This window comes from Kyrpidia tusciae DSM 2912, from assembly GCF_000092905.1.
Classification (GTDB): Bacteria; Bacillota; Bacilli; order Kyrpidiales; family Kyrpidiaceae; genus Kyrpidia; species Kyrpidia tusciae.
Map to the genome: position 1 here is coordinate 3,231,414 of NC_014098.1, position 21,512 is coordinate 3,252,925.

The following is a 21,512-nucleotide window of genomic DNA, read 5'->3' on the forward strand; positions in this document are numbered from 1 at the left end:
GATTCTATTGAACTTTCCCGGCTCCGTAAAGGGTAGATGGGCCCGGTCGGCCCCATGCGGCACCCCGAAACAACAAAGCGGTCACCGCCCGTCCCCGCGGACCGGCGACAACCGCTTCATCGCCAAGGCTCACGCCTCGGCCTCCCGGCTCCGGCGGCCGAAAACCCGCCCCAACCGGCGCCGGATCCAGTGGCCGAAATCGTCAAAGAGGGTGTACACCACAGGTACCAGCACCAGGGTCACCAGCGTCGACACCGTGAGCCCGAAGGCCACCACCGTGGCCATGGGCGCCTGGGCCTCGGCGCCCTCACCGTAGCCGATCACCAGGGGCAACATGGCCAACACCGTGGTGGCGGTGGTCATCAGGATCGGGCGCAGCCGGATCGGGCCCGCCTGCTCAATGGCGTCGTTGCGCGCTAGCCCCCGCTTGCGCAACTGGTTGATATAGTCCACCAGCACGATGGCGTTGTTCACCACGATCCCGATCACCATGATCATGCCGGTCAGCGCATCGATGCTCAGCGCCCGGTGGGTCACCACCAGCCCCAGGGCCGCCCCGATGAAAGTCGGCGGCAGGGAGAACATGATGATAAAGGGACTGAACAGGGACTCGAACTGACTGGCCATGACCATGTAGACGAACACGATGGCCAGTGGCATCGCCAGCCCCAGGCTTCGGAACGAGTCGTTCAGGTCATTGGCCTGGCCGCCGAGTTGCACCGTATAACCGTCGGGCAGCGGAAGTTCCTGCAGCTTGGCCCTCACCGCCTGCTGGGCGTTCCCCAGGGGCACGTTGAACAACTCCGCCGATACGGTGACCGTCCGGTTCTGGTTGACCCGGGTAATGGTCGCCGGCCCCACCCCGGGCACGATCTTCGCCACGTCCCCCAGGGCCACCTGACCCCCGGTGGGGGCTGCGATCATGATCTGACTGAGGTTCGAATACTGCCGGGTGAAGGAGTCCGGGTATTTCACCAGCACGTCGATGGACGCATCCGCTGCCCGGTACTGGGTGGCCACACTCCCCGCCGACGCCGTCCTCACCGCGGAGACAATGCTCCCCACCGACAGCCCGTACTGGGCCGCCCGCTGTCGGTCGACCAGGATTTGGAATTGCGGCACCTGGCGGTCCAGAGAGCTCTGGATATTCCGCAGGCCCGGCACCGCGGAAAGCGCTTTTTGCACCTCATCGCTCAGTTGTTGTAACACCGCGACATCCGGTCCGGAGATCTGAACCTGAATGGGGGCGCCCCCCGCTCCAATCTGGGGCCCGGCCCCGGCGCTCACGGTGATTCTTGCGCCGGGAATGCGGGACACCTCCTGGCGGAGTTGCTCCATCACCTGTTCGGTGGACCGGTGCCGCTCGGCCAGAGGCTTGAGTTCCACCTGCAGGTTCGCCCGGTCGGTGGAAGCGGCGGCGCCAAAGCCCATCTGCCCCCCGCCGCCGAGCTGGGTGAACACCCGATCGACCTCCGGAATCCTGTGGAGAACGGTTTCGACCTGGGTCGCCACCCGATCCGTCGTTTGCAGATTGGTGCCCGTGCCCGTTTCAATGGAAACCCGAAACTGCCCGTTGTCCACGGTGGGCGTCAGCTCGAATCCGATCAATGGCACCATGGCGACACTCGCCACAAAGAGTGCCAGGGTCGCGGCAATCACCGTTTTGCGATGTCCCAGCGCCCAGCGGAGCAGGTGCCCGTACCCCCGATTCAGGGTCTGAATCCCCCGGCCGAAGGCCGCCACCGGGTTCCACCGGGCCGCCCGGCGAAGTTCCTCCTCCTCGTTCATCTCGGGAATCCATCGCGCCGCCAGCATGGGCACCAGCGTAAGGGCGCCGAACAATGCGGCGATATGGGAGAAGCTCACCGTCAGGGCAAGGGGGCCGAACAACTGCTGGGCCAGCCCCTGGGTGAAAGCGATGGGCAAAAACACCGCAATCTGCGACAGGGCCGATGCCATGACGGCGGTGCCCACCTCCGCCGTCCCCACCTTCGCCGCTTCCTTGGGGCCGGCACCCTCGCTTCGGTGGCGGAAGATACTTTCCAGCACCACCACGGCGAAGTCCACGAGGGACCCCAGTCCCAAGGCCAGACCCCCAAGAGTGATCACATTGATGGTCTGTCCGCTAAAATAGAGCAACGAAAAGGTGCTGATCACCGAGATGGGGATCACCACGGCGATGACCAGCGTGGTGCGCACCCGGCGCAAAAACAGATAGAGCACCACCACCGAAAACAGGGCCCCGAGCAGGGTGTGGTTGACAACGGTATCGATGGATTGTTTGATAAACGTCGCCTGGTCAGAAATGACACTGAGTTTTACCGTCGGCGGCAAAAGCTTTTGCAAGGTGTCGAGCTCCTTCCGGACGTTGTCCGACACCTGGACGGTGTTGCCGTCCGACACTTTGTACACATCGATGCTCACACTCTGCTGCCCGTTGAGTCTGGCCGACTGAGTGACCTCAGCGAAGGTATCCTGGATGTCGGCGATGTCCCTCAGGTGCAGGACCGGAACCCCGGGAACGTCCCCGGCGGAGCCCGGGCCAGCGGCGCCGGACGGCGACCCGGAGAGATGGATGGGCACATCCCCAAGATCCTGGACCGATTGAAAATCACCGATCACTCGCACGGTGACCCGCCGGGTGCCCTGGTCCACCACTCCGGCATCCGCCGACGTATTGTCCCCCTGAATGGCCTGAAGCACCTGATTGATCGAGATCCCGTAAGCCTGCATTTTGGCCGGACCCAGGACCACCTGGATCTGCCGCTGCCGCCCCCCGCTCACCGTGGCCGAAGCCACCCCGTTCACCCGGGACAGCCGGGGCTCCACCACATCCGACGCCAGCCGCTGCAACTCGACTGGGTCCATCGGGCCGGACATTGCAATGCTCAAGATCGGCATGCTGTTCGGGTCCAGCCGCATCACCTGGGGCGTGTCCGCCCCGTCGGGCAAAGCCTTTCGCACCCGATCCAGTTTGTCACGCATGTTGAGCATGGCCTGGTCGAGATTGACGCCATAGTTGAAATGCACCACGACCAAGGATCCGCCCTGTCGGGAGCTGGAATCGACCTCGCTGACCCCCTGCACCGTCGCCATGGCGGCCTCGATAGGCTTACTCACCTGCTGCTCCATCTCTTCCGGGGACGCTCCGTTCCAGGTCGTCGTCACCACCGCCACCGGAATGCTGAGGGTGGGGTAGAGATCCACCCGCAACAGCGGCAGGGCGATGCTTCCGAGCAGGATCAGCACCACCATGATCATGGAGATCGTGACCGGACGTTCTACCGAAAAATCCGCGATCTTCATGACAGGTTACCTCGCGCCCGATTGCTTTGGTCCCGTGAGGCCCACCCGTCCCAGGATGCCGAGGAGGAGGCGCCCATGACAGCCGACGTCGCGCGACCGGCCGATGATCCGCGCGAAGACGCACCCGGCCCGCCGGGCGCGAGGCCGCCCTTGACCGGGCTGCCCGCGCCGCCAGAATTGTTCACCCCGCCGTTTGCGGCGGCGCCCGGAGTTCTCGCACCGGGACTCCCGTTGCCGCCCGAGCCGCCGCCCGAACCCGGTTGCACAATGGTCACCGCGGCGCCCTCGCCGAGCAGGTCCTGGCCGGAGATGACCAGCACATCCCCTTCTTTGAGGCCTTTCAGGACCTGGACGTGCTGGCTGTCCACCGCCCCGACCTGGATCAAGTGCTGGTGGGCCGTGTTATTCTCCACGGTGAAGACCTTCGGGCCATCCGGCGTCTCCACCATGGCCGAAGCCGGGATAACCAGCCCCCGGGCCGGGGTCAGCCCGTCGATCGTAACCTGGGCCACCATCCCGGGTTTGAGCCGTCCGTCCCCGTTCGGGATCTCCACCTCGGCGCCGTAGGATTTTGTGGTATTATCCTCCACCGGATCAATCCTCGACAGGGTGCCCGACGCATCCATCCCCGCCGCCGGGACCTGCACCTTGACGGACATCCCGGCCTTGAGATCGTTTATCCGGTTCTCCGGCACCTGGATCGTTACTTTAGCCGGATTGATCTGTGCAATGGTGACCACCGACGACTGCGGGCCGGCAAACTCCCCGGGCTCTACGTCCCGGGAGGCCACCACCCCGGCAACGGGCGAGGTGACCGTGGCCTCGGCCAACTGGCTCTGCAGGGTGGCAAGGGCCGTCTGGGCCTGATTCACCTGGGCCTGGGCCACTTTAATCCCATCCTGGTTAAGCGGATTGCCCCCCGGAGCCGCGGTCTGCACCTGTTGGAGCGCCGCGTCATACGCCGCCTGTTTGGTCTGCAGGGTCACCGTTGCGGCATCGAGCTGCTGCTGGGAGGCCGCGCCGGCATCAAACAGATTTTTCGTGCGCTCATAATTGGTCTTTGCATCATCCAGGGCCACTTTGGCCTGGGTCAAGGCAGAGTTCGCCTGGGTGTACCCGTTTTGGGCGTCCGAGCGGGCCTTGTTCAGTTGGGCCTCGGCGACCTGGAGCGCCGCCTGCTGTTGGGCAATCTGATGCTCCAGATCGCTGGTGTCGATCCTGGCCAGGGCTTGTCCGGCGGCCACCGCGTCTCCGGCCTTCACCAGGACTGCGGCGACTTTCCCGGATAGCTTTGGCGCCACTTTGGTCACTGCGGTCGCCTGGACCTGTCCGGTCAGGGTGAGGCTCCCCCCGATATCCCCCATCCGGACCACTGTAGTTTCGACGGGGATCGGTTTAGCTTGGCGCGTGGCGGCAGGCTTGCCCCCAGCGCACCCCGCGAGGGGCGCGCCCAGGACAAGGGCCGCAACCAGCGTGAGTGCGAGGCGGTGTGGTCTCATTATTCTCCTCCCTCGAGGACGGTTTCTTCCCGGAATTGGCGTACCTCTGACGACGCACGAGCGGAGATGCGCCGCCCGCGGCCCCGAACGGGTGCCCGGCGAAGGTCCGGGCTCCGCTCCCGCCCCGATCCAGAGGCCGGCGGCGCCGCACCCCCGCGCCGCCTCCGTGACGAGGCGGGCGAGGCTGCATCTGAGGCCATTGTATCGCCGGATTGTCGACGGGTTGTGAAAAACTCTTGAAGATCCTGTGGAGTACAACACCAAGTGCGTCATCCTTCAGCCTTCGCCGGAGCGGCCGAAGCCGCAGGGGAACCGGTGTGGGCCGGCTGGGCCTTCGGCCGGCTCCTCAGGAAGAAAATGAGCGGCAGGGCAAAGAACAGCGGGATCGACGCCACCATGAACGTGTCGGCGACGGCCCGGGTCACCGCCTCTTTCTGGATGAGGCCCGCCAGGACCGCCGCCGCTCCGCCCGCAGCTGTCGCCGGATCCAACCCGGCCTGGCCCAGACCGGCACTGACCTGGGCCTGGAGCTGGGCGAAGGGCACCGAGTCGATGGTCACCCCGTCGCTGATCCGGGACAATTGCACCGCCGAACGCTGCTGGAGAATCGTGGTGAGCGCCGCGATGCCGAATGAGGCGCTGATCTGCCTCACCATGTTGCCCAGCCCCGACGCCCGGCCGATTGTGTCGGGCGGCAGCGCGTTCATCCCGGAGGTGGTCAACGGCATCATCGAAAGACCGATCCCCAAACCCCGAAGGACCAAGACCCACGTCAGCCAGGAATTCGGCGTATCCAAGGCCAAATTGTGCAGATGATACGTCATGGCGGCCAGGAGCAGCACTCCCACGACCCCCAAAGGCACCGGGCCTATCTTGTCAAATAATTTGCCGGAGACGGGCATCATCAGCGCCATGGCCAGAGCCTGGGGCATGAGAAGCAGTCCCGTGTCCATCGCCGACAGGCCCTGGATATTCTCCAAGTACAGAGGTGTCAGAAACACCCCTCCGAACAGCCCCACCATCACGAGACTGGAGGTGATGGTGCTGATGGTGAAGGTCGGGTTCTTGAACAGCCGCAGGTCCACCAGGGGTTTGGCGGTGCCGAGCTCCACCCAGACCAGAAGGCTCAGGGCGGAGACGGCGATAAAGAAGAGACTGACAATGTAAAAGGACCCCCAGCCCTCTTTTTGGCCGTCGCTGAGCGCCAGCAAAAGTGTCCCGGTGCCCACCATGGAGAGGATGAACCCCGCCGTGTCGAAACCGAGGTCTGTCTGGATCGGCGTTTCCCGGAGCAATATCATCCCGAAAAGGGCGGCTAGCAGTCCAAAGGGTACGTTGACCAGAAACAGCAGGTGCCAGGAAAAATATTGAATCAAGTAGCCTCCAAAAGTCGGGCCCACGGCGGGCGCTGCCATGGACGCGATCCCCCAGATTCCCAGCGCCAGCCCGATCTGGTGCCGGGGAATGATCTTGTAGATGATCGTCATGCTGAGGGGCATCAGCGTCCCCCCGGCCAACCCCTGCAAAATCCGGAAACCGATCAGGGCCGAAGTGCTCCATGCGACCGAGCACAGAAACGACGCCGCGACAAATAGCACAACGGAGATCAAATAGGATTTTTTGTAACCGAACCGGTCACCGAGAAAACCACTCAGGGGCACCACCATGGCCGAAGCCAGGGTGTAGCCGGTCAGCACCCACTGGATCTGGTCCGTGGAGGCCCCGAAAAAATTCGCGAGTTGGGGCAGGGCGACGTTAATCAGGCTGTTGTTGAGGATCGCCATAAAGGCCCCGAGGATGATGACGACCAGAGCCAGCCACTGGGCCTCCACGACCTCATCGGGGGCGGCCGGCCCTCCGGACCCGGCCCCGGGACCCGGGCGATCCCCGGCGCCAGCCGCCGGGCCGCCTGGACCGCCCGGCTGCGCGGCCACGTCCTCCCGGCTCACGGGGTCTTCCCTCCCTGCACCTGGACCTGGGCGCCGTCTTTGAGATCAGTCGGGGGCTGGATGACCAGTTTATCGCCGATGCTCACCCCGGACGCGGCGATAAACCAGTTGTTGTCTTTCTGCTTCCCTTGCACCGCCACGCGACGAGCCTTGTCCCCTTCCAGTTTGAAAACCGCCGTTTGGCCACCCTGCTTGACCAAGGTGCTCACCGGGATCTCCACCCCGGCCTCGCCGCCGGCAAAGGTCACGTCCGCCACCATCCCCGCCCGAAGCTGGCCGCCCGAGTTGGGCACCGTGACTTCCACCGGGAAGGTGTTGTTGTTTTGATCGGACACCGGGCTGAGGAAGGTGATCGTCCCTGTGAAGATCTGATCCCCCAGTTCGGCCACGTGCACCGCCACCGTCTGGCCGGTGTGAAGCCCGGGCAAAAGGGTCTGGGGCACACTGGCGTCCACCTTCACCGTGTCGAGATTCACCAGGGTCATCAGGGGCACCCCCGGGGCCGCCATCTCCCCCGGATTGATGTTTTTCGACGCGACCACGCCGTCCATGGGCGCGGTGATCTTCGTGTTCGCCAGGTTATTCTGCGCCGCCTGCAATGCGGCCTGAGCCTGGTTCACCGCCCCCCGGGCCTGGTCGACCTGGGCCCTGAGCGCCGCGATGGTGTTCGCCGTGGCCCCGGCCTGGGCCAGACTGAGCTGGGCTTTGGCCTGATCCAGTGCCCCCTTGGCCTGGGCCAACCCGAGCTGGGCCTGATCCAGCGCCGACTGGGGTGCGGCCCCGGCGTTAAACAGGTTTTGCGTGCGGGTCAAGTTGTCCTGGGCGGTGTCATACGCCGCCTGGGCCTGCTCCACCGCCGCCTGGAGCTGTTGAATCTGTTGCTCCCGGGCGCCGGCAAGGGTGTCGGCCAGCTTCGCCTGGGCGGCCGCGAGTCCGGCCTGGGCCTGTTGCAGCCCGGCCTGGGCCTGGTTGACAGCGGCGGTATAGTCGGTGGGATCGAGTTCCACCAGGACCTGCCCCTTATGTACCCGGGATCCCTCGCTGACGTGGACCGCCGTCACCCTTGCCCCCAATTTCGAGGAAACCTGCACAGAATCGGCCGCCGCCACCTTGCCGGTCACCGTCTGGCCGCCGCCGGCCACGGTGAACACCTGGACCACGGGCCCGGTCAGCGCCGCCGGCGCCGATGTGGCTCCGGAGCCGCAGCCGGAGAGCAACAGCAGCAGCGCGGAAGAGGCGGCGATGAACAAACCAAGGTTCTTCGGACCTCTTTTCATCCCGTCCCCCTCCTATCCTTTGATGTGAATGCGGATCTCCGCGCTCATCCCCGGGGAAAGGTCCGCCCCGTGCTGGTCGTCAATGCTGATCTTGATCGGGATCCGCTGGGTGACCTTGGTGAAGTTGCCGCTGGTGTTGAGCGCCGGAATGGCCGAGAACGTTGAATTGGTGGCCTGGCCGATGTCCATCACCCTACCCGTAAAACGAAGGCCGGGAAAACTGTCCACCGTAAAATCCACCGGTTCGCCGAGACGGATCTTCCCGAGGTTCGTCTCCTCAATGTTCGCTTCCACGTACAGATTCTTCTTGTTGACGATGAGCGCGACCGGTTGTCCCGGTGAAACCACCTCCCCCACCTTGGCCAGGGTCTTGATCACCGTCCCGCTGGCGGGCGCCCGGAGCAGGGCGTTGTCGAGCAGGCTGTTCGGCAGATTGCTGACATCTTGCTGGCCCACGATCTGGTCGGCCACCACGTAGTCCCCTTCGCGGATGTTCAACGAGGTGAGCTTCCCGGACGTCCGGGGCATCACCCGGTAGATGTCCCCGTCGATCCGTGCGTCGTCGGTGGTTACGTAATGGGACGCCTGGTACCAGTAATAGGCGCCGATGCCCCCGCCGCCGACGACGATCGCAATCACGAGGATGATGAGGATGATCTTTCGCTTCATGACCGCGTCAATGGTCCCTCCCTCTTTCTTCGCCCGATGCCCGGCGCAAGCCCGGGGTGGGCGTTCTCTCTGTCGGGTTTGCCGTAGCGGCAGCGCACAGGCACCAGCGACATGATTCTTTACGCACAAAAAAAGACTCGTCGTGCCCAATTGCCGGATATGGCCGAGGCTCCCACCGCCCTCCTTCCGCGAAATCGTTAGTGTGCGAACGATCTCGGTGTATTCTATATTAACGCAAAGCGGCAAACGTGAACAGAGTTTGAAAAAAGAAAGAACGCCGGCCACAAGTCGCGGCCGGCCAAGGGAGGGGCTTTTGCGCCGGATTTCTTGCCTTTTTATCATCTGGGAAGGATTGTTGTTTGGCTGTTGCGTGGTTCAGAAAAGGTGGATGCCCCGACCCCGCCGGATCAACCCGCGGACCCGCCGCTCGAGGTGCCGGATGTGCTCCCCGATCCGCCGGCCACCCAGGGCTTCTCAAAAACCATCTTGAGATTGTCGAACTGGGCCGCGGTGTTGGCGAGCTGCTGCTTCAATTGATCCACCTTGGCCTGGGCCGCCACCACGTCGGCCTGGATGCCGGTCCCGTACTGATACTGGATCTGGGCGAGCTTCAGGCTTTGCTCGGCGGCCGCGAGCTGGGACTGGAGCGATTGATACTGATCCCGGAGCTCAAGCAGCCCGTTGTAGGCGGAGCGCACCGCCCGGGAAAGTTGGTCTTGCAGATCCTGAACGGTGTTGGCCGCCTTTTGCACATCAATCTGCTTCGCCTCATACGGGTCCGGGTTCATCTTGTCGTTGAAGGTGTACAGGTCAAGCTGCAGCTTCGCGAGGTTGACCTGTTGCTCGGCCTGCCAGATCGCCGGGCTGTCCGAAGTCACCCGGGCCACCTGGGCTTCGGGATCCACGTTGTTGAGATCGTCGACCCGGGGCTGGTCCACCACCTGGTACTTGGCATCCGTGGGGAGCCCCGTCAGGCTGTTGAGCCGCTGGTAGGCGTCGGTCACCGCCTTGTTGGCCGCCTCAAGACCGGCTTTCGCGGCTTGGAGCCCCTGCATGGCCTGTTGCCACTGGATGTCGCTCACAGTCCCGTACTGATGGCCAACCGTGGCAATGTTCGCCTGGACCTGGGCGTTTTTCAGCGCCGCTTCGGCCGCCTGTTGCTGAGCCTCGGCTTGGAGGATGCCGTTGTACGCCTGTTTTACGGCGTAGGTCACCACATCCTGGGCCATGGTGTACGCCCGGAAGGACATCTGGTGGGCGATGGATGCCTGGGCATACCCCGCATAGATCTGGGTGGTCGTGGTATCGCCGCCCCGGGCGGGCACGAATTCCACGTTATCCGAGACTTTGTCCAGAACCTTGCTGGTCCGCGTGATGTCTTCCAGGGCATTCTTCACCTTGTAACTATTGGCGTAGGCCAGCTCCAGCGCTTTCTCGTAGGTCAAGGGGACATTCGTCGTGTCCGGAGAGACCCCGGAGGTAATCGCTCCCTGGGTCGACAACACCAGGGTTTTCCTGCCGTCGATCCACTCGCTGTCCCCGCCCAGCCACTGCGCCACGGGGTTCGGCGGAATGAGGATTGACCCGTTCAACGCCATGGGCGCCGCCGGCAACTGAACCTGACTGCCGCCCCGCCAGGCCATGCCGGAGCCCACAGTGAGCGTGACGGTTTGCGAGCCCTTGGACAGCGTCACGGTTTTCGCCCCATCATCTTGCTTGAGTGTCGCTCCGAAGGCCTTCGCCAACTGGTCGGCGGGCACAAACACCTGGCCGTTCACCCACTGGGGCATGAAGGTCCACTGCTGGGCCTGGCCGTTGACAACCACCTGCACCGGCTGCGGTTGAGCATCCGCCGCGAACACCGGAACGCCCCCCGCCAGCATCGAGGTCAATGTCAGAACCGCCACTGGCTTCCACTTCAAGCGCAATCTCCTCCTTTCCCATTCGAAGGTTGTTCACCCGCCGTTCTCAGACCCGCCGGGCATGCAGAACAAGCGCCGTGAGCCCATTTGGTTGCCTCGGGCAACTTTCCCCATGAAGGGGAAGGGCCCCATCATGGGGCCCTCCGGATCGGGGCGCAGCGGCATCCTCGATCTTCCCTACCACTGGGAGGTAATGATCGCCTCTTGCGCGCTCTCGTCCCAATACGTATAACCGTTCAGCGCGAGACCAACCCAGCGAACCGGGAGCACCAGGCGACCGTTCACCAACTCCGGAGCCACGTCCATCGTCACCGGCACTCCGCGTGCGATGAGGCGTGTGGAGCCGGCGGTGAAGATCGCCGACAGGCTTCCCTTGGTGAGGGCAACGGATTGGTCGCGTTCATCCCACGCGATCCCTTCCCCGTTCACCCCCAGGGCTTCGGCGGCGTATCTCAGCGGAACCATCATACGCCCGTCCCTTATGTAGGGCGCGACATCCATCGCTATCGATACGCCGTTCAGCCTGTACGCCGCCCTCCCAGCCGTGAATATCGCGACTTATTGCTGGGTCGTCACCGTCACGGTCTGAGTCGCCTGATCCCAGCTGATGTTGGCGTTGAGCGCCTGGCCAACCCAGCGGATCGGGAGCATCACGCGACCGTCGTTGTACAGTTCAGGCGCCACGTCCATCTGGACCGCCGTGCCGTTGACGATCAGGGTGTTGCTGCCAAGGGTCATCTTCACGACGCTGCCGCCCTTGAAGATCGTGACGGACTTATCATTCTGGTTCCAGATGATGCTGTCATCGCTCACGCCCAAGGCGTTTGCGACAAAGCGCACCGGCAGCATCACCCGGCCGTCATTCTTGAGGTACGGCGCCACGTCCATGGTCTGCTGCTGGCCATTGACCGTGTAGGTGGTGCTGCCCACCGTGAAGGTCGCCACGTTCGACCCAGACTGAGCCGGGGTGGTGACGGTGGCAATGGTCGTGCTGGCAGCGGTGGTGTTATTGTCCTGCCATGTCTGCACCGCAAACGGACTGTTGAGATCCGGGTTGGCGTCTTTGGCGTACGCCGTGTAAGACACCGCCGGCCCTTTTACCTTGAGGACAATGTCGCCCTGCGGGACCGTGCGGTCAAGTTTCAGCTTTGCATTCGAGATCGTAATCTGGCTCGGCGTCGTGCTCTCGGCATCCACATAGAAGTCGAGATATCCTTTATTGTTGGAGCCGAGCCCGGACGACACATCCTTAATCCGCAGATCGCCCTGGGTGACTTCGACCGTCGGAGTTCCGTCAAATTGCACGCCGTACGGCAACTCGATGTGCACCTGGTTATATCCCGATCCCACATCCGAGTTCTTGGCAAATCCGCCCGCCACGTTCTCGGTCAGTGTAATTGTACCGATTGCCTGACCGCCCGCACCGACGATCACGTTCGGCGTCGTATCCGCCTTCACAGAGATGGGCGTCTGGACGGTAGCTACCGTGATGTTCCCGGTCACACCCTCGCTGCCACCGAGCTGAATTGTCAAATCTCCACTGAATCCGGGTTGCAAGGCAACCTGCATATTCCGAAGGTCAATCTCGCCTGGGTTCGTGGAATTCTTGTTGGAATTCCCGTTGACGATCAGCTTCAGGGTTCTGCGGTCAGTGTCCGTATAAACTACCTTTGGAGTGCCTAGGCCGTTGGTGGCGGTAATTGACCCCACATAGTTGCCATTTTGTGCATCTTTACTGTTTTCGAAGGGGGTTTCCCATCGGGCTCCATCAGGGAGCTGCAACGTCACGGTACGGCCATCGATGAAGGAACCAGGTACTGTCTCTTTGATGATGATATCGCCGATGATCTGCTCCTTCTTACCTGCAATGAGCGTCGGCTTGCTCACCACAGACGATTCAAAACCAACCTGACCATAATGGCCAACAACCAGACTCGACACGTTTGTGCTGGATGCACCGGTGATCTGAACCGTTACGTCACCGTTTCGAGCCACGGTTTCGTCATCAACATAGAAATGCAACCCTGTAATTAGCCAGCCGCTAGCTTGTGTAGTCGAGTCCGTTGTTGAGATCCAAAGGTCTTGATCCTGAACGTGAATTTGCAGATTAGTTTTCGCCTTCGCATCTTGGCCGTACACCAGAGCTGCGGGCGCATTTTGTGAATCTGTATACCACTTAAACCCGCTGGGCAGTTTCAATTTCAGCGCATTGGTGCTCGTCTTAAGAGATCCAGCAACTTCCTCGTTCACGGCAAGGTTGAACGTGAACTCATCGCTGCTGCTCTGGGTGTCCGTGGCTGCCAGATCGACCTTTCCGGAAGACACCACATTCGCAACAGTTACAGTGCCCGTCGGCAATGCACTGTTCGATGGCGCAATCAACGTCGCATTAACGGGACCGTCGGAAGGACCAGTCACATTGATGTTGGGCAGGTGCACAAGGAGATGCACATCATCGATTTGACTCCAGCCTGGCTGAGGATTAAATTTTATCTTTAACAATGTGGCGCTCGGGATCTGCCACTCTACACCCACCGTACCGCTAAATACCCCCGAGGTCGTTGCCAAGTCCACATACGGCGCCGCCACCCGCTTGGTAACATTATCTTGAGCAGTCATCGGACGGCTATTATTTACAGGGGCTACTGTGATCCCATAGCTTACATTATTATTCATCTGCTCATTATAGGAAATAGTGGACGGTGTAGTGCCACCCGGTAGCGCAGCCACTGATACGTTAGCTGCACTTACCCCTTGAGTAACGTCGGCCTCAGTCCAGTCGCTTCCAATAACCGCAGGGTCAAACTGAAAGCCGTTTGGCAATAGAAGGGTGACCTGGTTGTCAGAGCCACTCGCCAAAGCGCCTTTCGGAATGAACAGATCAATCGTGCCCAAGTCGGCGATTTGTGCCGAACTATTGATATTCGGCACGACCAGCGCCGTCGCCGTACCAGCCGCATGGGCCACCGTCGCGGTCAAGAAGGGCAACGTCACAGCCGCCGGCGTGGTGCCGAAGAGGGCTGCGGTGGAAAGTACTGCAAGAGCCTTTTTGCCTCGCTTCATAACCTTCGTTTCTCCTCCCCCGTGTGTGTCTACTGAAATGAGGCGTGATGCAGGTGGTTCTTTTTCTGGATGGTCGTCCCCACTCGGGCCGGAGATCTGCAGCCGGCTTTCTTCCCTTTGGCTGAGCGCACGACACTGTGCGCGACTCCAATCATCGAAGAAAGCCTGGTTATGTATCCGCCGCCCTGCGGGGCCGCATCACTCCCTTCAGTGGCGTGTAGTGGGCCGGGCGCATCGCACCGGGCCTGCATGAACATGCTAATCCTTGGGGTCTCTGCGCTCAGCCCTCCGGGGCGCGATGTGCGGCTTCGCCTTCACTTCCTCACCCGCAACCCGCTCCCCTCGGGCCTTTCACTAGTACTGACGACGAGACCTTCGAAAAGGTTCCCGGGACCGGGGAATCTTTTCTCCCAACCGCTCGCGGGAAAAATAGCCAAAATCCCACGAATGCTATTATAGTCTGTCCGCCGGCAAAGGTAAAGGGCGGCGTCTCTCCTTTCTCACCCACCCAGAAATCTTCCGGATCCGCGAGTGCTCTCAGTCTAGTTCATTTTTCCGGCCGGCGCAAATTCGCAAATCATCGTTTCTATGCGAAGGATTTTTAGAGGGACCTTTTCGCCAGGATTTCGGCGTACACCTCCTCCGTTTTCCCCACCATGCGCTCTAGCGAGTACAGGCTCGCCACGGCGTCCGGATCGGGGAGGACCACCCGTTCCCGGACCATGCCGTCCACCGCAGCGGCAAGAGTATAGGGATCCCCCGGGGGCACCAGGCGCACTCCCGCCAACCCCTCGCCCACTTCGGCGAAGCCTCCCACCCGGCTGGCCACCACCGGCTTGCCACACGCCAGAGCCTCAAGCAGCGCCAGGCCGAACCCCTCGGAGAGAGACGGAAGCACGACCACATCCACCGCCCGCAACCACCGCTCGACATCTGGTTGATAGCCGACGATCCGCACCCGCTCCTCCAGACCCGCCTCCTGGATGCGACGGGCGAGCTGCGTTTTGAGCGGACCGTCGCCAATCCAAACAAAGCTGCCGACAAAGCCCCCCTTGACCAGCTCCCGGGCGGCATCGAGGAGCACGTCATAGCCCTTGGCGGCGTGCATCCGAGCCACGGTGCCAATCAGCGGGCGGGGCAGGTTGAGAGACACGGCGTCGCCGTCGGGATGAAAACGAGAGATGTCGATGCCGTTGTGGATCACCGTGAGGCGCTCGGGAGGAATGCCCCCGGCGGCGAGGTCGTCCCGCAGGGCCCGGGAGACACAGATGAATCGGTCGGTCTGGCGCCGGGTCAGGTGCTCCAGGCCGACGAAGAGCCACCGTTTGAGGGGGTCGGGATAGTCTGTCGCAAGCACGCTGTGGACGGTAGTAACCACCGGCACGCCCGCTCTTTGGGCCGCCAGGCGGCCGATGACGTTGGCCCGGACCCCGTGAGTGTGAAGGAGGACGATGTTTTGAGCCCGGGCGTAATCCACCACCTCGGCGATGGCCCGCCAGGGGGAGCGGGACAAGACCCGCACCGGCACCCCCACCGCCCTCATGCGGGAGGCCAACTCACCCTCGTAGAAGACGGCCAGGCGCGGCTCCACCCGCTTGACGCTTCGCAGCAGGTCGAAGACGTGCTGTTCCGCGCCGCCGAACTCCCCCGCGCCGATCATGGTGAGCACCCGCATCCCAAGGCCTCCTCGCGCCGTATTCCCTTCCGATCGTAGACCACCGGGAGGGCGTTGGCAAGAGGGAAGAGCATCGGCGGTGTGGGCGAGGGGATATTTTGTGGGGGAACAGGTTGTCAGCAGAGGCTCCTCGCTCGTGGTGCGCCAGGCCGCCGTCGCCCGCGTCACGGTAAGCCCCCCACAGCAGGCCCCCTTGGCCGCAGCACTGCTGACGGAAGGGCTGAGAGCAAAAGGAAAGACATCGTAGGAGCCGCAGCGGGGCTTGCGGAAGCAAGGACGGCACCTGTATGGAGACGCCCCGCGGAGGCTTCCGCACGTGCCCCGGAAACCAGGGATGGTGCAACCGTTCACGGCACAAAAGAACGCCCTTCTCCTATCCAAGGAGAGGGCGCTGTGTGAAAGTGTTCGCACAGTCGATACAGCCGCACTCGTCTTCGCGATCATCAATACCACTAGAAAAAACCGCCCCTGAGCCACTGGGTTGACGGTCTTTTCGCCTAATCCGGAGGAGCCGCCCTTGTGAGCGCTCCTATGCGACCATCGGCGCCCCCGCACCGTTGGCCTTATTTTTTACACATTTACAGTAGCACGAAACATCGCCCGCAGCAGTACGTCATCCGCTGTTCAAGTCCTGTTTCCTCAGTACAGAAGCACGCCCTTGTCGGGGGGTCTCCTGTAAATTATTGGTCAGAACAAAATTGGGCGATAACAAGCGCGCTGTATTATCGCCACCAAACTTAACATCGATACGTATAATGGTTATAAACGGTTTTAACGACTGGTGGATGAGCTTCGGAAATCCGCGATGCCGAGGTGATCCCATTGCGCCAAGTATGCCAGTAGGTTACGAAGCTCGGCAACAGCGTCGGCATCACGTTCACAAAGGAGGCGCTGCAGGCTCTTGGACTGGATATGGGGGACGAGGTCGAGCTTACGGTCAACGAGTCAAACCATGAAATCATCATCCGCAAAGCGCCGAGCATTCCGCCGGGGCTTGACCCGCATTTCTTCGAAGTCTTATCCGCCGACATCGAACGGTACCGGGAAACCATTCAAGGATTGAAGGACAGATGACATTCTCAGCTATAACGGGTATACGTTCATGATGGAGTCAAAACAGGCGGAAGATTTTGTTGTGGATGTCGTCAGTCACAAGTACACGGTGGTGCGATGAGCGTATTCGAAGCACTCATGGTGGCCATCAATGTAGCCATGCTCGTCATCGCGATCATCAACGCCAATAGAAAAGACCGCCCCTGAGCCACCGGGTGCGCGGTCTTTTCGCGTAAACCGGAGGAGCCGCCCCTGGAAGGGCTCCTGGGCGGCCGTCGGTGTCGCCAACACCGGCGGCCTTATTTTGTGCATCTTTATCGTAGCATGAAAATATCCCCGAAGCAACGCGGGCTTTGCACCGGAACGGCTTCCAAAAATCACTTTAACAGCCGGGGACTGTCCGAGTCGTAGCCAAGTGCGAGACAAACCCGCTCGAGAGTCAGAGACCGTCTCTCGGTCCAGAAATACAGCCACACGCACTACGGGAACCACCCTCCCCCCAATGGAAGAGGCGGAGAATTGGCACGGCCATTCGGCCAATCCTCCGCCTCCGTTCTTGACCTGCCATCCCCCTTGCGGCGAACAGCAGCGTTTATATCTGCGATTGATTATACCCAGTGCGTATCGAAAACACAATCGTTACCACCCGTCCAAGTTTCTTTGGCCTTGCACGGCCTATTCCTGGTTAGGCTGCACACTGTGGTGTCGGATCTTTGGCAATCCGATCAATGGCGCGGATTGTACGCTCTTTCTGCTTGCGGTCCAGCCGCCGCAGTGTTGCGGCGGCCTCACGTGACACAATCACGCGCCACTCACTCACTCCTCCAACTCCTTCCGTAAATCATTCCATTCCACGCACTCCCCGAGTTGGATCTGCTCCCGACCACGCTGTACCACTTCCTGATCTTCGGGAGACAGCGTATCATCCGGATCAACGAGTCGCACCTTTTTTGACCGCAGCAGAATACCTTCGGGTACCCGTTCAAATATCACATCGTCGCCCTCCTCGAGGCCAAATGCGCCTCGGATCGACTTCGGGATTGTCACTTGACCGTGGCTGGTGACTTTGCTTTGTCTCATTCGTCACCTCGCCCCTTCCGTTGGTAGGTTTGCTGATTCATAAATATTATGCCTTATTTCTTATTCTTTGCGCTGTGCACAAAGGGGTCAAAGGTCGGTCGGCACACCGATGGCCCGGCTCCCGGAAGGCGATGGGCCCCCTCGAACGAGGCCACTGCCGCGACGGCGAATCCTGTGCAATCGGCTGCGGACGAAGTGGCGCAGCCCCACCGCCCATCGCGCATCACCCGGCGGCGCTCACCGAAGCAACATTTGTGCTGAAAAGTGTTGCACAATCAGATATACTGAAGGTGCGCAGGACAAGGCTCTTGCCAGGGGCGGTTCCTCCCCCATCCCTTATTCAAGGGAGAAGGGAGGTGGGATGATGAGCGTGTTCGAAGCACTCATGATAGCCATCAATCTAGCTGTACTCGTTGTTGCGATCATCAATACCAATAGAAAAGACCGCCCCTGACCGACCGGGATAGCGGTCTTTTCGCTTAGACCGGAGGAGCCGCCCCTGTGAGGGCTCCTGTGCGGCCGTCGGTGCCCCCGCACCGATGGCCTTATTTTTTACACATTTATAGTACCACGAAACATCGGCCGCAGCAATACGTCATCTTCTGGAGCCTTTTTCGATGTCCCCTTTTCCCCGAACCTTCAGCACGAATCCCATCGGTGTGGCGAGTTCGGTATGTCCATTATCTGGTTTATCATCCACAGGTTGGATGGTTCAGGCCATGCGAAACCGGGGTCAGGTTCTTGGTTACCTGGCCCAGGAGCTCCACCTTCTTCGATCGCGTGCCGTTTAGGACACGCTTCGAACCAAGCTCCTCATGCGTTCTTGCTGCTTCTCCCGCACCCTCCCCAATGCCATCGCCAGCATCACGCACAACGCCAAACCGCAACGTATCCGCATCTTCCTTAGCCCTCGAATGGTGTGCCGTTCAAACCCAAACGAGACGTCCAAGCGACTGTTCACCCGTTCCACCGCAGTCCTGTACCGGTATTCCTTCGCCCATTTGTAGCTCTCCCGGGCAATCGGCGTGAAGATCCGCCGGTCCACCGCGAGCGCCACCCGCACCCCTCCGGCCACGGGGCACTGTTCCCGCCCTTGACACGTGATCCCGTACGCCTTGGCTGGACATACTTTTTTCAGCGTCCCCCGGTCTTTCTCGAACCCACCATTGCTCATCTGTTGCCGGGCCCCTGTCTCTGGACAGTAACAGTACACCGCTCCCCCCTCGTCATACACCACATTCGTGTGTCCCGGTAATAACCGCGTTTGCTCCCCGTCTTTCCACATCCGCCTCGTGTCGATCACGGGCTTGATCCCATATTCATCCCAGCAGCGACTCAGGAGTTTCGAGTCGTCGTACCCCCGATCCGCCGTCAGGACCTCGGCCTTTTTCAACATCTCCGGATGGCGTTTCTCCATCTCATCCAGCAGGACATGCCCTTCTTTGACGTCCGAGCGCGACCCTTTGGTCACCGTATACGCCACCGGCAATTCATGCTGAGCATCCACCACCAGGTGGAGCTTGTAGCCAAACCACCGGACCACTTTCTCCCATGTACTCCCGTCCTCGCGGGTCCCACGATAGGTTTTTACCCCGTATGCTGCATCCAGATCCCGCCGTCCGTCTTCCTTCTTTTCTTTCGAGGGACGGGACGCCCACGAGGCGATTGCCTTACTGTCCATCGCCAAACGACGCCCGAACTCCGGAAGTTCCTCACTCAGGGCCTTCACCAGCTCGTCGAACATCGATTCGATCCACGATCCGTGCCTCATCAAGCTGCGGAGAAATCGGGTGTAAGCGGCTGCGCTGGGAACTGCGCGCAACCCACAGATCGATCGCAACTGCCCGTTTCGAGAGAGTTCCCGACGTAAGCTCTCGATCGACGGGTGTTGAAACACGATTCCTGCCAACATCGAGTTCCACATCGCCCGTACCGGGTAGTCATCTCGTCCATGACCTCTCGATTTCTCCAGATGCGCCATGAGTGCTTCGTCCGGCAGATGTTCCAGAACCAGCCGGAGGCGTTCAAGGTCTCCAAGCGGCTCAATTTCTTCCCAGGAAAACAGTTCGAGTTGTGGTATAATCGCCATAGGGTGAGTCCTCCTTGTTGGATGGTTTCTGCCAACTACCATTCTAACAAAAAGGGACTCACCTGTCTTATTGGACTGGGGTGAATTTGTCCGAACCTATCCCTCCTCCCATTCAAAACCCCTGTCTTTCCTGGACCCCTTTGGGGGAAAGTTTTCTGGTCCCTTCTCCTTACCCCTTATCCCTCCTGGCCTTTTCGGCATCGAAAAAGACTCTTCTGGAGCCTTTTTCGATGTCCCTTTTTCCCCGAACCTTCAGCACGAATCCCATCGGCGTGGTGAGCTTGACATGCCCATTATCTGGTTGATCACCCGCAAGTTGGGTGGTTCAGGCCATGCGAAACCGGGGTCAGGTTCTTGGTTGCCTGGCCCAGGAGCTCCGCCTTCTTCGATTGTGTACCCTTTAGGACACGCTTCGAACCAAGCTCCTCATGCGGTCTTGCTGCTTCTCTCGCACCCTCCCCAATGCCATCGCCAGCATCACACACAAAGCCAAGCCGCAGCGGGCCCGCATCTTGGCCAGCCCACGAATGGTATGCCGTTCAAACCCAAACGAGACGTCCAAGCGACTGTTCACCCTCTCCACCGCCGTCCTGTACCGGTATTCCTTCGCCCATTTGTAGCTCTCCCGGGCAATCGGCGTGAAGATCCGCCGGTCCACCGCGAGCGCCACCCGCACCCCTCCGGCCACGGGGCACTGTTCCCGCCCTTGACACGTGATCCCGTACGCCTTGGCTGGACATACTTTTTTCAGCGTCCCCCGGTCTTTCTCGAATCCACCATTGCTCATCTGTTGCCGGGCCCCTGTCTCTGGACAGTAACAGTACACCGCTCCCCCCTCGTCATACACCACGTTCGTGTGTCCCGGTAACAACCGCGTTTGCTCCCCGTCTTTCCACAGTCGCCTCGTGTCGATCACGGGCTTGATCCCATATTCATCCCAGCAGCGACTCAAGAGTTTCGAGTCGTCGTACCCCCGATCGGCCGTCAGGACCTCGGCCTTTTTCAACATCTCCGGTTGGCGTTTCTCCAACTCATCCAGCAGGACATGCCCTTCTTTGACGTCGGAGCGCGACCCCTTGGTCACCGTATACGCCACAGGCAATTCATGCTGAGCATCCACCACCAGGTGGAGCTTGTAGCCAAACCACCGGACCACTTTCTCCCATGTACTCCCGTCCTCGCGGGTCCCACGATAGGTTTTTACCCCGTATGCTGCATCCAGATCCCGCCGTCCGTCTTCCTTCTTTTCTTTCGGGGGACGGGACGCCCACGAGGCGATTGCCTTACTGTCCATCGCCAAACGACGCCCGAACTCCGGAAGTTCCTCACTCAGGGCCTTCACCAGCTCGTCGAACATCGATTCGATCCACGATCCGTGCTCCATCAAGCTGCGGAGAAATCGGGTGTAAGCGGCTGCGCTGGGAACTGCGCGCAACCCACAGATCGACCGCAGCTGCCCGTTTCGAGACAGTTCCCGACGTAAGCTCTCGATCGACGGGTGCTGAAACACGATTCCTGCCAACATCGAGTTCCACATCGCCCGTACCGGGTAGTCATCTCGTCCATGACCTCTCGATTTCTCCAGATGCGCCATGAGCGCTTCGTCCGGCAGATGTTCCAGAACCAGCCGGAGGCGTTCCAGGTCTCCAAGCGGCTCGATCTCTTCCCAGGAAAACAGTTCGAGTTGTGGTATAATCGCCATAGGGTGAGTCCTCCTTGTTGGATCATTTGTCCAACTACCATTCTAACAAAAGAGGACTCACCTGTCTTATTGGATTTGGGGTGAATTTGCCCGAACCCACTTCCCACTCCCCTCAAAACCCCTGTCTTTCCTGGGACCCATTGGGGGAAAGTTTTCTGGCCCCTCCTCTTCGCCCCTTCTTTGTCTTGGCCTTTTCAGCATCGAAAAAGGCTCTTCTGCGGCCCTGCA

The 21,512-nt window shown here is 60.9% G+C and carries 14 protein-coding genes; all 14 read right to left on the reverse strand.

From position 1 onward, the window contains the following. Positions 1-4 precede the first annotated feature (4 nt). A complete protein-coding gene (locus BTUS_RS19130) occupies positions 5-133 on the reverse strand; it encodes a hypothetical protein (protein WP_280990926.1) in 129 nt (42 codons plus the stop codon). Beyond that, positions 130-3,306, reverse strand: coding sequence for an efflux RND transporter permease subunit (locus BTUS_RS15730; RefSeq protein ID WP_013077054.1), 3,177 nt, complete (start codon positions 3,304-3,306; stop codon positions 130-132). The genes BTUS_RS19130 and BTUS_RS15730 overlap by 4 nt, the downstream gene beginning before the upstream one ends. Then, entirely contained in the window at positions 3,303-4,805 is a 1,503-nt protein-coding gene (locus BTUS_RS15735; RefSeq protein WP_013077055.1) for an efflux RND transporter periplasmic adaptor subunit, read from the reverse strand. The genes BTUS_RS15730 and BTUS_RS15735 overlap by 4 nt, the downstream gene beginning before the upstream one ends. 269 nt (positions 4,806-5,074) lie before the next feature. Continuing rightward, the gene (locus BTUS_RS15740; protein ID WP_013077056.1) at positions 5,075-6,754 is read right to left on the reverse strand and encodes a DHA2 family efflux MFS transporter permease subunit; all 1,680 of its coding nucleotides are present in this window, start codon (positions 6,752-6,754) and stop codon (positions 5,075-5,077) included. Continuing rightward, the gene (locus tag BTUS_RS15745) at positions 6,751-8,031 is read right to left on the reverse strand and encodes an efflux RND transporter periplasmic adaptor subunit (protein WP_013077057.1); all 1,281 of its coding nucleotides are present in this window, start codon (positions 8,029-8,031) and stop codon (positions 6,751-6,753) included. Before BTUS_RS15745 ends, BTUS_RS15740 begins: the two co-directional genes overlap by 4 nt. Before the next feature lie 12 nt (positions 8,032-8,043). Continuing rightward, positions 8,044-8,700, reverse strand: a complete 657-nt coding sequence (locus BTUS_RS15750) for an efflux RND transporter periplasmic adaptor subunit (protein ID WP_013077058.1) — start codon at positions 8,698-8,700, stop codon at positions 8,044-8,046. 407 nt (positions 8,701-9,107) lie between these two features. Further along, the gene (locus BTUS_RS15755; protein ID WP_013077059.1) at positions 9,108-10,622 is read right to left on the reverse strand and encodes a TolC family protein; all 1,515 of its coding nucleotides are present in this window, start codon (positions 10,620-10,622) and stop codon (positions 9,108-9,110) included. 177 nt (positions 10,623-10,799) lie between these two features. Next, on the reverse strand, positions 10,800-11,174 hold the full coding sequence (locus tag BTUS_RS15760) for a copper amine oxidase N-terminal domain-containing protein (RefSeq protein WP_083780255.1): 375 nt from the start codon (positions 11,172-11,174) through the stop codon (positions 10,800-10,802). 6 nt (positions 11,175-11,180) lie between these two features. Continuing rightward, on the reverse strand, positions 11,181-13,685 hold the full coding sequence (locus BTUS_RS15765) for a copper amine oxidase N-terminal domain-containing protein (RefSeq protein ID WP_013077060.1): 2,505 nt from the start codon (positions 13,683-13,685) through the stop codon (positions 11,181-11,183). A 601-nt stretch (positions 13,686-14,286) separates the two neighbouring features. Beyond that, positions 14,287-15,360: a glycosyltransferase gene (locus BTUS_RS15775; RefSeq protein ID WP_013077061.1), complete on the reverse strand. Its 1,074-nt coding sequence runs from the start codon at positions 15,358-15,360 to the stop codon at positions 14,287-14,289. Positions 15,361-17,098: 1,738 nt separating this feature from the next. After that, positions 17,099-17,233, reverse strand: a complete 135-nt coding sequence (locus BTUS_RS18720; RefSeq protein WP_013077063.1) for a type II toxin-antitoxin system RelE family toxin — start codon at positions 17,231-17,233, stop codon at positions 17,099-17,101. Continuing rightward, a complete protein-coding gene (locus BTUS_RS17200; RefSeq protein ID WP_013077064.1) occupies positions 17,230-17,493 on the reverse strand; it encodes an AbrB/MazE/SpoVT family DNA-binding domain-containing protein in 264 nt (87 codons plus the stop codon). Before BTUS_RS17200 ends, BTUS_RS18720 begins: the two co-directional genes overlap by 4 nt. A gap of 787 nt (positions 17,494-18,280) precedes the next feature. Then, a complete protein-coding gene (locus BTUS_RS15795; protein WP_013077066.1) occupies positions 18,281-19,582 on the reverse strand; it encodes a transposase in 1,302 nt (433 codons plus the stop codon). A 400-nt stretch (positions 19,583-19,982) separates the two neighbouring features. Beyond that, on the reverse strand, positions 19,983-21,284 hold the full coding sequence (locus BTUS_RS15805; protein WP_013077067.1) for a transposase: 1,302 nt from the start codon (positions 21,282-21,284) through the stop codon (positions 19,983-19,985). Positions 21,285-21,512: the final 228 nt, after the last annotated feature.